Origin of the sequence: Flavobacterium profundi, assembly GCF_006491645.1 — a bacterium.
Classification (GTDB): Bacteria; Bacteroidota; Bacteroidia; order Flavobacteriales; family Flavobacteriaceae; genus Flavobacterium; species Flavobacterium profundi.
This window is the reverse complement of record NZ_VDCZ01000007.1, coordinates 105,535-117,967: the sequence shown is the minus strand read 5'-3', so window position 1 is coordinate 117,967 and position 12,433 is coordinate 105,535. Positions and strand designations below refer to the sequence as shown.

6 protein-coding genes are annotated in these 12,433 nt (G+C 30.0%); 3 read left to right on the top strand and 3 right to left on the bottom strand.

What is annotated here, in order from left to right; all coding sequences use genetic code 11:
• Nucleotides 1–37 precede the first annotated feature (37 nt).
• Nucleotides 38–4,846 (top strand): DNA repair ATPase, encoded by a 4,809-nt coding sequence (locus FHG05_RS10515; RefSeq protein WP_140997983.1) that lies wholly within the window; start codon nucleotides 38–40, stop codon nucleotides 4,844–4,846.
• A 38-nt stretch (nucleotides 4,847–4,884) separates the two neighbouring features.
• On the opposite strand, the gene FHG05_RS10510 is transcribed toward FHG05_RS10515, so the two are convergent.
• Both FHG05_RS10510 and FHG05_RS10505 read right to left on the bottom strand, forming a co-directional pair.
• Entirely contained in the window at nucleotides 4,885–6,354 is a 1,470-nt protein-coding gene (locus FHG05_RS10510; RefSeq protein WP_140997982.1) for a lipopolysaccharide biosynthesis protein, read from the bottom strand.
• 44 nt (nucleotides 6,355–6,398) lie between these two features.
• Nucleotides 6,399–6,905 (bottom strand): hypothetical protein, encoded by a 507-nt coding sequence (locus FHG05_RS10505; protein ID WP_140997981.1) that lies wholly within the window; start codon nucleotides 6,903–6,905, stop codon nucleotides 6,399–6,401.
• A gap of 233 nt (nucleotides 6,906–7,138) precedes the next feature.
• Here FHG05_RS10505 and FHG05_RS10500 point away from each other — a divergent pair, with 233 nt between their 5' ends.
• Nucleotides 7,139–7,816, top strand: coding sequence for a hypothetical protein (locus FHG05_RS10500; protein WP_140997980.1), 678 nt, complete (start codon nucleotides 7,139–7,141; stop codon nucleotides 7,814–7,816).
• A 70-nt stretch (nucleotides 7,817–7,886) separates the two neighbouring features.
• Here FHG05_RS10500 and FHG05_RS10495 read toward each other — a convergent pair whose 3' ends face one another.
• The gene (locus FHG05_RS10495; protein WP_140997979.1) at nucleotides 7,887–10,232 is read right to left on the bottom strand and encodes a S9 family peptidase; all 2,346 of its coding nucleotides are present in this window, start codon (nucleotides 10,230–10,232) and stop codon (nucleotides 7,887–7,889) included.
• 104 nt (nucleotides 10,233–10,336) lie between these two features.
• Here FHG05_RS10495 and FHG05_RS10490 point away from each other — a divergent pair, with 104 nt between their 5' ends.
• Nucleotides 10,337–12,424 (top strand): prolyl oligopeptidase family serine peptidase, encoded by a 2,088-nt coding sequence (locus tag FHG05_RS10490; RefSeq protein ID WP_140997978.1) that lies wholly within the window; start codon nucleotides 10,337–10,339, stop codon nucleotides 12,422–12,424.
• Nucleotides 12,425–12,433 lie beyond the last annotated feature (9 nt).

Below are 12,433 nucleotides of genomic sequence, written 5' to 3'. Positions count from 1 at the left end.
TAAATGATGGCATTTATAACTTCTACTAAAAAAATTAATGAGCAACGAAAAATTAAATACTGGGACATACGAAATAATTCAAAGTCGACTGAATGAACAAAAAGAAGATTTAATTCAACGCATTCAATCTTTAAATGAGGATCGAAAAAAAGTCTTTGGTGGTGTAGACTTCTCACTCATTGCTAATGAACGTATTTCTACGGATCAAAACTGTACAATTAAAGATATTTTTTCTTTAGGAAAATTATGCTTAGTGGGACATAATACTCATCTTGGCCTTCGCTCAGAAGTAAATCTTAATGATGTTTTTTCCGCTTATTTGTTAAAAGAAAATCGTTTTGAACCACAATCAATTCAATTTATTGAAGATCAAATTTTTATTGAAGAATTTAAAAATCTTTACAAATATTATAGAAACACTATTTTTGTTCGCTTTCATGTAACGCAAAACTATTTATATTTTGTATTTCAATTATCGAATAGTCCTTCAGATATTAAAGCTTTTAAATGGTTAATTAAAGACAACACCTTAACTTTTATTGATGCAAGAAGTGCTTCAGAAGTAAAATATCCAAACCAACAAGAGTTTAAATGGACAAAAGCGACTCGAGACATGCAGCGCAAAGGAAGTCATCCGCATGTTTCTTTAGCAGACAAAGTTTTTGTAGAAGCTATTGGTGGCGATATAACTATCAAAATTGAAGACAACACAAGCACAGGTAAAGGAATTTACAGCGAAGATGTTATTCATAAAGATCAAACATTAGATGATGCAGAAATTCATTTCTTTGATTATAATAACCTCGTTATTTTTAAAATCAAACCATATCAAGAATCGGAACGGTTCTTTATTTACAATCATAAAGAGAAAAAAGTTGCCCGTGTAGATTCGTTACAATACTGTATCATTCTTTTACCAGAAAACCAAGGTGTTATTTATCCTAATGGTTATGCACTACAAACTGGAGAAATAAAAGTAATTGCCACAGAAGACAAACCTGTTTATTTTAATCGCAGAATTATTGGTGTAAATGGAGAAAATTACATGTTTGTTTTCTATGATGAAGAAGGACATGATTATCTACTAATTCCATACAACATCATTAAACAAACCATTGAAACACCAATAAGTTGCAATGGTTTCACTTTGTTTGACAGTGGAAAATTAGCTTATTTTAAATCGAATGAAGAAACCAAACATCATCTTATCCAAATTTGGCAAACTCCTTTTACCAAAGAAGTTATTATTGATGAATCACTGAAAAATAACTTATTATATAAGATAGGGAACAAAGATTTGGTTCGTGTTATGGCCGAATGTCAAGAACTTAATATTTTATTATCTAAAAAAGATTCCTATTCTGGCTTGTACAATGATATTGTTAAACAAGCAACCATCATTTTAGACAGTTACTACTTTTTAGGTGAAAAAGAAATTCATGAACTAAATCAGCCTTTACTTGAAATTCGAAAAATTGCACATGCAGCTATCAATGAGTTTGAAAAGGCACAAGAAATCAAAAATAAAACAGCGCAAACAATTGCTGTATTGAAAGAAAAATGTGAACATATCCTATCTGAAACTAGCATTATTGACTATCAAGCTTTAGATCAATTCATTACAGTTTTAGCCGAAATTAGAGTTTTACGAGGAGAACTTATTAGTGCCAAAGATTTAAAATACGCAGACAACTTAGTTATTGAAACTCTTGAAAAACAACTTCAAGAAAGAGCAGACGAATTATCTAATGCCTGTGTTTCCTTTCTTTTGCAAGACGATGCTTTACTTCCCTATCAAAACAAAGTTGCTGAAATTAATGAAGAAATAAGCAATCTTAAAAAGACGATTGATGCAAAATCTCTTGAAAAAAGCATTGATGAACTTGCCTTACAATTAGAATTATTAGTTGATATTGTTAACAATTTAAAAATAGAAGACGCTTCTCATTCTACTCAAATTATAGAAAGTATTTCGTTAATTTTTGCACAAATCAATCAGCAACGTATTGAGCTTAACAATAAGAAAAGAGAAATCTCTGGAAAAGAGCTGTCTGCAGATTTTAAAGCACAAATAACTCTTTTTGATCAAGCCGTAATTAACTTTTTAGAGCTTGCAAATACAGCTGAAAAATGCGAAGACTTTCTTAATAAACTTTCCATTCAATTAGAAGAAATGGAAGCAAAATTTGTTGATTTTGATGCCTTCATTCAAGAAATTAACAATAAAAGAGAAGAAGTTTATAATCATTTTCAAAATAAAAGTGTTCAATTAACCGAAGCTCGAAATAGAAGAACAACCCTGCTATTGCAGTCGGCTGAACGTATTTTAAAAGGAGTAAAAAACAAAGCGGCTTCTTTTGAAACAGTGAATGAAATTAACGGTTACTTTGCTTCCGATTTAATGATTGAAAAAATTCGGGATATTGTCAATCAACTTAGAGATTTAAATGATTCTAACAAAGCAGAAGAAGTTACTACATTGCTTAAAACAGCTCAACAAGAATCGGTTAGAAAGTTAAAAGATAAAAATGAAATTTATGAAGATGGTGACAGTGTAATTGCTTTTGGTGATTATAAATTTGCCGTAAACAAACAAAAATTAGATTTAACATTAGTATTAAAAGATGATTCTTATTTCTATCATTTAACGGGAACCAATTTCTATGAGAAAGTTGCTTTTGAAACTCTAGAAGAATATAAAGAAGTTTGGAATCAAGAATTTATATCCGAAAATCAAAATGTAAAGCGTTTTGAATACATGGCTTGGGAATTATTTTTACTTGAAGAAAATATTGTTCCAGATACCACAAACTCACAGCGCGCTCAAGAATTCTTAACGGCTCATTTTGGCGAAGGTTTAGTAAAGGGTGTACATGATGTAGACGCCTTAAAAATATTACAGCATTTACAACAAATAAATAATGAATTAGGTGTTTTAAAATACACTCCATCTGAGCGTGCTTTAGCGCAATTATTTTGGTTCTTTCTAAATCAAGAAGACAAAGAATTTTATGAAAAACAATTTAATGCAGTAAGTCTACTGAAAGAAACTTTTTCAAATACCGAACAATTCAAATATTTAAGTAAACGTCTTTCCGAAAAAATCGAAGAATTTAACAGTACTTTCGATGGCTTTGATTTGGTATCTTCTTTCAGAGCTGCCATTTACTTAAAAAAAGAAAATAGAAATGCTTTTGCTATTTCAAAAACAGCTGCAGATGCTTATGAGAGTTTCTTAAAAGGTTTAAAAGAAAAAGGAAAAGACATTGCATTTATCAATCAAGTAAAGGAATTATATATTTATCCGTCTGCCTGTTATGATATCGTTGAAAATGCGTTAAAAACATTTTTCTTAAATGAAAATATTGTATACCCAAAAGAATGTATTGAAGAAGTAGCTGCTTTTATCATCACTCAAAATTATCATAAAAATCAAATTATCAACGTGACTTCATCAGTTGAGATAACTGGTTTAAAATCCTTAGAAAACAATCTTTCTTACACTTTAGACTATTATGAATTTTCTTCCAGATTAGATTATTTCCATACTAAATTAAAGCCTTTGTTTTTAGCCTTACAACAATTAAAAAAGCAATGGGTAGAGACAAAGAAAAAAGAAATAAAACTACACACTTTTACGAGTCAGGTTTTAACCTCTTTTGTACGAAATAAATTAATTAATGATGTATATTTCCCATTAATTGGAGCCAATTTAACAAAGCAATTAGGAGCAATTGGAAATAATAAAAGAACAGATAGAATGGGTATGCTGTTATTAATTTCTCCTCCTGGTTATGGAAAAACAACTTTAATGGAATATTTAGCGGATCGAATGGGGTTGGTTTTCATGAAGATAAATGGTCCTTCTATTGGTCACGACATTACTTCAACTGATCCAAGTGAAGCTAAAAATGCTGGTGCTCGTCAAGAATTAGAGAAATTAAATTTAGCCTTTGAAATGGGTGACAATGTGATGCTGTATTTAGATGATATTCAACATTGTAATCCAGAATTTTTGCAAAAGTTTATTTCTCTAGCAGACGGACAAAGAAAAATTGAAGGAATTTATAATGGAGAAGCCAAAACGTATGATTTACGTTCAAAACGATTTTGTTTGGTTATGGCTGGAAATCCTTATACTGAAAGTGGTGATAAATTTCAAATTCCAGATATGTTAGCCAATAGAGCAGACACCTATAATTTAGGAGATATTTCAGGTTCAAAAAGCGATTTGTTCGAATTAAGTTTAATTGAAAATGCCTTAATGTCTAACGAATATATGATGCGTTTGACACAACCTGCCTATCAAAACTTATACAACTTGTATGAAGCAATTCAGGAAAACAATAGCAACTTTGATTTGGAAGGTAATTTTTCTTCACAAGAAATAGAAGATTTTAAACAAGTATTACAAAAAATTATTCAAGTAAGAAATACAGTTCTAAAAACCAATGCGCTTTATATAAAATCAGCTGCTATGTCTGATGAATATAGAAATGAACCAACTTTTAAATTACAAGGTTCTTACCGAGACATGAATAAATTAGTAGCTAAAATTCAGCCTATTTTAACCGAAAAAGAAGTAGAAGCTATTGTATTAAATCATTACCAAAATGAGTCACAAACCCTAACTACAGGTGCAGAGTCCAATTTGTTAAAATTAAAAGAAATAATGCAAATTCAAACCGAAGCAGAACAAAAACGTTGGGAAGAAATTAAAACTACTTTTATTAAAAACAAACTTATAAAAGGAGTGGGCGGTGAAGATAGAATGGCTCAAATTGTAGCGCTACTTTCAGAGTTTTCGGATGGATTAAATGGAATTAAAGATGTCTTAAAAAAATAAAACAGTAAGGACTTCTCTTATAGGTTATAGAGAAGTCTTTATTTTCTTTTTATTAATTTGGCTACCAATTCTTTTTCGTTTCTATAAACAAAATAAGCGTAAAATAAAACTGCTAGTATACCAAAAACATAAGTTTCTCTCAATATTTTAATGTAAAAAGATAGTCCTGATAGTCCAATTGAAAGAATTAAATAACTCATTATTTTCTTCATGTCATAAGGAATGGGATAATACTTATTCCCTAAATAATAAGAAATAAGCATCATCGTCCCGTATGCTGAAATGGTAGCAATGGCACTTCCCATATAGCTCCACATCGGAATTAATAAAAAGTTTATGACTAAAGTAACTATTGCTCCTATAATAGAAATGTACATTCCCATCTTTGTTTTATCGGTAAGTTTATACCAAACCGAAAGATTGTTGTAAATGCCTAAAAAGAAATTTGCTAAAATGATTAAAGGAACTACTTTCATGGCTTCCCAATACGAAGCATCACGAATAATGAAGAGCTTTAAGACATCGGCAAAAACAACTACAACTAATAAAATAATAGAACCAAAAACAACAAAGTATTTTGTAATATCTGCATATGTTTTGGTGGCATTTTGATGGGAAGAATGACTAAAAAAGAAAGGTTCAATACCCAAACGAAAAGCAGTAGCGAAAAGTGTCATAAATAAAGCTAATTTATAACAGGCTGAATACGCCCCAATTTCAGTTTTCGCAATACTTTCTGGTAAAATATAATCTAATAAAATTCTATCGAAGGTTTCGTTGATGGCAAAAGCTATTCCAGCAACCATAACTGGTAAACTATATTGCATCATTTTTTTCCATAGTACTTTGTCAAAATGCCAATTCATTTTAAAATAACTTGGAGAAAGTACTAAAAAAGTGGCTAAACTTGCAATAATATTGGCTACGAAAATATATCCTATTTGAAAATTCTCAAAATAAATCGCACTGATAAAGCTTGTTGGTACATTAGCTACTATTTTTGGTAACCAAAGTAAGAAGAATAAATTTAAGAATAAATTTAGAGCTACATTTCCTATTTTAATTAGAGCATAAAATATTGGTCTTTTTTCTGCTCTTAATTTTGAAAAAGGAATGATTACTAAAGCATCTAAAACTAAAATCCAAATGGCGTAAACAATATACTCAACATCAATATTACTGACTTTTGCTAAATAATTTCTTCCTAATAAGGCAATTATTAAAAAGGCTATTGATGACCAAAAAAGAGAAATTGTAGAAGTACTGACGACATTTTTATTATCTTCTTTGGAAAAGAATCTAAAAAAACTGGTTTCCATTCCGTAGGAAAGGATAACATTAAAGAAAACCAACCATGAAAAAATAATGGAAACTTCTCCATATTCTTTAACATTTAAAACCTTTGGATCAGTATATAAAGGTACTAATATAAAACTAAACATTCTAGGCAAAACAGTTGCCAAGCCATAAATTGCAGTTTGTTTAAATAGACTTTTATAAATACTCAAGGTATTGTGGTTTGATTTAGAAGCAAAAGTAATTAATTCTTTTCTTATTCCTCATTGTTTTGTGGTTTCATAGAAGGGTAGGCCAACATTTCTTTTTCTTTTACGTTTTTGAAATTGTGGATGACTTCTTTTCCATTGACTTGATAATACAAATTAGCTTCTTTGGATTTCAATTTTATTGCTGGAGGTTTATTACCATATTCATTCTTAGGATCTTCATCTAGTACTAAGTCATTTAGATTAGTCTTAATATTAGCTACATATACTGTATCAGATTGTTTTATGAACAAACCTTCGTAAGATTCAAACTGTACTTTTTCTAAAACTATTCCTTTTTCTAAAGGGGCTTTCAAAACGATATAAAAATTGATACCACTTCCTCCTCCTTTAATACCCGCAACCCATTTTTGATAATAGACTTCTTCAAATTGTATGTTTTCTTCTTGAACCATTTTATTTTCTTTTCCGTTTGGAGTGTTCTTAGTTTGCTCTTGGCATTTGCAAGAGGTTATAGTTAAGCTAAAAAGGACTACTATTATTTTGTAAAACATAATTCAAATTTTATTTAAAGGTACAAATAACTAGTTACAAAATGAAAGCCAAAGTTTAGTGGAATGGTTCAATTTTTAATTTTCCTGTCAAAAAAAGGGGGAATTTACTGTTTAAAAAGGAGTTAACACCTTGCTTTTAGAATTCCAGTTGATTCTATTTTTACAAAAAATTAATTCAAAGGCCTTTATTGATTTTTTAGATATAAATATATAATTCTTTAAATAAATTAATTATGGAAGTTACAATTAAAAAGAACCATTTTATATACAATGGTGTAAAATATTTTAGAAAAGCGGCTGAATCGCTGAATTTGGGAAGTTATGGAAATAAAGATAAAAATGTTTTTGTTTCTAATGGTTTAATACATGATGATACTGTAAAAGGAAAATTTCCTGTAAAACCAGTTACTGAGATTAAATTACAAAATGCAAAAACAGATAACAATGCATTTAGCGTAGGAGGTACTTTCACAACTGCAAAAGTAAATGGAAAAGGTGGTGTAAAAGTTAACTGGACAAAAGACGAACTAAGAAATTTATCTCTTATAAAAATTGATATTACTAGCGAGTCAACATTAAGAAAGTTAGCCAATGATGACAGAAATTGTTTTAACAAATTAAAAGATGTTAAAAACGGAAGAATTGCCGATCAAATTTTTGTAATTGTAGAATCCAATTTAATTCAAAATGCTTCTATATCTGCAAGTGGTTCGGCAGATGTCTCTGTTTTAAATGATAAGTTTTCAATAAATCTTGCAGGAAGTGCTGGTCATACTGGTTCTTTAACGCTAGAAGTAAGTGCAGGTTCAGTGTTTGCTTATGCCTTAAGAAAACCAAAATTTGACACACGAATGAAAAAGAACGCGAAGAAAATTGAAAATCTTGATAGAGATGAATGGGGTTTAGGTTAAAAAATAGGTTAGTTAGTTTGTAGAAAAGGGTTGTTTCAATTTGGAAATAACCCTTTTTCTTATTTTAAACTTATTTTTCTAATAAATTCTCATTAAATATCTTCAATATTCTGCTGTATTCATCTATCCAAGAGTAGGTTTCTTGAAAACCGTGTTCTTCCACAGGAAAAATAGCTAAATCCCAATTCTTCTTTTTTAATTCTATAAATCGTTGCGATAAACGTACAACATCTTGGAATTGCACATTATCATCAACCATTCCGTGCAGCATTAGTAATCGATCTTGTAAATTTTCAGCAAAATAAATTGGAGAGCTTCTTCTATAAGCGATACTATCCGTTTCTGGAAAATTCAAAATGTTTGCGGTATATCCTTGATTATAATGCGCCCAATCGGTAACCGAACGCAAAGCAGCACCAGCTTTAAATGTATTCGGCTGGGTTAATAAAGCCATTAGCGTAATAAAACCACCATAAGATCCTCCGTAAATACCCACTTTATTGGCGTCTATTCCTAAAGTATTAACTAGATACTCTTTTCCATCTAATTGATCAGATAGATCTAAACCACCCATATGCCTGTAAATTCCAGTTCGTACAGCTCTACCATAACCGTCACTTCCTCTATAATCGATATCTAAAACGGTATATCCTAAATCGGATAATAAATTATGAAACATGTATTCTCTGTGATACGAACTCCAATAATTGTGTGCATTTTGCAAATAACCAGCTCCATGAACAAAAATCACAGCTGCATTATTCTTATTTTCTTCTTGGGGTTGGTACAATCTTGCATTTACTGAAGTTCCGTCTTTCGCTTTAAAAGTTATCACTTGAGGAGCTTTCCAAGAATACGCTTCAAAAGCTTTAGTAGTGGAATGCGTAATTTGTTTTAAGTTTGCTTTTTCTTTCGTATCAGCCACATATATTTCCCATGGTTTATTTTTATAAGAATAACGTACCGCTATTTTTTTCTCATCTGGAGAAAGTACTGCTTCATGTGCTCCATCTGCATTTAAAATAGGAGTCATTTTTTTAGAAGCAACCTCTAATTTGTAAAATTCTCTATTTCCAGGATGATTCGTATTTGTTGTTAAATAAAAGCTTTTTCCGTCAAGCGAAAGCGACGCTTCTCTAACTTCCCAATTCCCAGTTGTAAGTTGGTTTTTCTTCTTTGTTTTCAAATTGACGGTATACAAATGAGAGAAACCTGAAGCTTCCGATTGAAAATAAACCGTTTCCCCATCTTTTAAAAAACCTAAAACACCACCTCCAAAAGAATAGTTGGGTATTCCAGGTCCACCTATCCAAGCTTCATCATGCTGGTGGTCTACTTCCGTAATTTTTCCTGTTGCTAAGTCTAAAGTCATAATCCACCTGTCTTTATTATCTTGACTTCTAGCTTCAAAAACTGCTTTCGTTCCTTTTTTATTATATATAGGTGCAACCATAACGATTGGCTTTTCGGACTCTTCTTTTTCTTTTAATTCTGGATATTCTTGATAGTATTCAGGATGTTTTTTAATCCCTGATAAATGCGCAAATGACACATAATAAACCGTATCTTTTTCGATATCAAAAATTCCCATTCTATGAGAACTTAGGTTAGAGACTGAAACTTTTGAACGAGCCGATTCACTTTTTGTATAGCCATTTTCCGTAATAAAATGTTCCACATTCGTTTCTTTGGAATTTGGATAATCGGATAATCGAAAGGTGACAAACTTTCCATCAGGAGAAGGTTTTAATTGTTCTAAAGAAGCACTTCCATAAAAGATGGATTTGGGTAAATCAGAAGGATTCTTTTTAGATTTTTCGGCAAACCAATCATTTTTTGATTTAGTATCTTTTATATATTGAAACAACTCTTCTTGTTGTTTTTCTAAATAAGTAGGCTCCTTTTCTTTTTTGGGACTTTCGGAACCCGTTCTAAAATTAGTTATTTGTTTAAAGGAGAATTCTTTGGTATTCAATTGATATACATTTCGGTTCATTTGAAAGAAAACAATCGCTGGATCAACCGCTCTTTCCACTGCATAAATGCGTTCGTTTGAAAGATAAACAGGTTTGATTTTTTTAGTCTTTTTATCATAACAATATAAGTTGCCTCTTTTTGTATAAAATACTTCTTCAAATTCTCTTTGAGATTCTATATTTACAGTAGAATAATCAAACGCATTTTCATCTACTACTTTTGGCTCTTGCATTCCAGATTGCCAATAATACGTGCTTCCTGAAATTTCATTTTTGGGATTCCATTCAAAATAAAGTGTATTTCCATCGGCAGACCAACGTTGATTATAGGGTTGATGACCAATAAAAGCATCTCCTTTCATAATTTCTTCTAAGAGAAGGGTTTGTGCTTGTACAAATACTGTGGAGAAAATAAAAAGAGAGAAAAAGTACTTTTTCATGCTATTGTTTTTGATGTAAACAAATATATTAAATTGAAAGAAAAATACTTATTTATTGTCAACTTATTCAAAAAGGAATATTTTTGATTTTTAATTTCTTCCACATGCAAAAAAAGGTCTGTTTTTTAGTTTGTTATTTCATTCTATTGAATATTTATTGTCAAAAAAATCCAACTACCAAGAAAGTCACTTCTTCTTTTACCAAACATGAAATTGCCATTTCTGATGATTATGCTTGGCTAGAAAACACTTCTTCAGATGAAGTTTCAAATTGGGTAACCGAACAAAATGCGTATTCCAAAAAGCATCTTGAAGATGTTGTAAAAGCAACTAATTTCTTGTTTAAAATTAAAGATTATCATTCTTTATCAACCTATTCATTACCCGTTAAAAAAGGACGCTACTTTTATACAAGTTACAGACTAGATAAGAATAAACCTTCTGTTTTACATTATCGAAAGAATTTAAATGATATGCCTTTAGAATTGGTTAATCCTTATAAAATATATAAAGATGAAAATGTATTATTAAATGGTTATTATCCTTCTAAAAATTCTAAATATTTAGCTTATAAAATTAGCCCAGACGGTAGTGATAGACATGAAATACGATTTGTAGATATTATCTCTCAAAATCCCTTAGAGGATGTATTAAAAGACATAAAGTTTTCTAATGTTTCTTGGAAAGGAGACCAAGGTATTTTTTATAAAAAAAATTCGAATCAAAATTTTTTTGCTAAAGATTCTACTTACCAATTATATTATCATAATCTAAGAGACATTCAAGAAAAAGACAAATTAATTTTTGACACTACAAAGGAAGAAAGTAATTTTAATTTTTTTGTAAGTGAAAATAAACTATTTATTGTAGAAATAAATAAAGAAGAAACTGCTAAAAGTTATTATTATATTAATCTTGAAGATGAAGAGTTTACTCTTACTAAATTTATTGATAAGGCATCTTCTGATTTTACTTTTTTAAAGTATAAAAATAATAAAGTCTATTTTACTGATAACAAATATGATTGGGGCGATATTCGGTTTTTTGATTTGAATAATAAAAACGAAAAAGTCTCAGTAATTCCACAGATTTATTCCCATTTATTAATTGATTCTTATTTCTTAGAAAATTATATCGTTTGTAAATATCGAAATTTAGGTAGAAATTATATTACCATTTATAATTATGATGGAAGTTTTGTTAGAAAATTTGAAGCTCCAATGGAAATGGATTTAAGCTTTCGCTTCCATGATAATAAAACTAATGAGTTATACGTAACATTTTATTCGTACACTATTTCCTATTTGAACTATAAACTAAACATTTCAACTGGAGATACAAATATATACTATGATGCTTTCCTAAAACCCAAACCGACCCTTTTCCCTTTTGATTATTTTGAAACAAAAACGATTAACTATAAAAGTAGAGATAATAAGGATGTTCCAATTACCATCGTTCATAAAAAAGGAATAGAATTGAATGGTAATAACCCTACTTTATTAGAAGCATATGGTGGTTTTGGAGTTATAAATGATCCTAAATATGATGTGGGATTATTGCATTTTCTTGAAAAAGGAGGCGTTTATGCTTTTGCACAAATTAGAGGTGGTGGTGAAAAAGGCAGAAAATGGCATAGAGATGGAAAAGGTTTAAACAAACCTAATACTTTTAATGACTTTATTGATGCTGCAGAGTTTCTAATTCGGGAAAAATACACATCTCCTAATAAATTAGCCATTTCGGGTGCTTCCAATGGAGGTTTAGTTGTGGGAGTAGCCATGACTCAAAGACCCGATTTATTTAAAGTAGTTGTACCAAAAGTTGGGGTTTTTGATATGATTCAATTTTACAAATATACCACTGGAAAATATCATTTAGACGAATTTGGCAATCCAGAAAATATAGAAGAATATAAGACTTTATTAAGTTTTTCTCCTTACCATAACATAAAAGAAGAGGTCAATTATCCTACTTCTTTAATCATCACTTCTGAAAATGATGATCGAGTTCCTCCAATTCATTCGTATAAATTTGTAGCAAAACTACAAAATAGAACTGCACAAAAAAATCCGATTTATTTACAGATAAATGACAAAGCTGGACATTATGGTAAGGTTTCGAATTATAAAAATTATGTAGAAAAAGAGGCCGAATTTTATAGCTTTATTTGGGAACATTTGAATGAATAAAAAAGAGCC

Coding starts and splice junctions, on each gene's coding strand:
- FHG05_RS10515 (WP_140997983.1), top strand. CDS start 38: ATGAGCAACGAAAAATTAAATACTGGGACATACGAAATAATTCAAAGT.
- FHG05_RS10505 (WP_140997981.1), bottom strand. CDS start 6,905: ATGTTTTACAAAATAATAGTAGTCCTTTTTAGCTTAACTATAACCTCT.
- FHG05_RS10500 (WP_140997980.1), top strand. CDS start 7,139: ATGGAAGTTACAATTAAAAAGAACCATTTTATATACAATGGTGTAAAA.
- FHG05_RS10495 (WP_140997979.1), bottom strand. CDS start 10,232: ATGAAAAAGTACTTTTTCTCTCTTTTTATTTTCTCCACAGTATTTGTA.
- FHG05_RS10490 (WP_140997978.1), top strand. CDS start 10,337: ATGCAAAAAAAGGTCTGTTTTTTAGTTTGTTATTTCATTCTATTGAAT.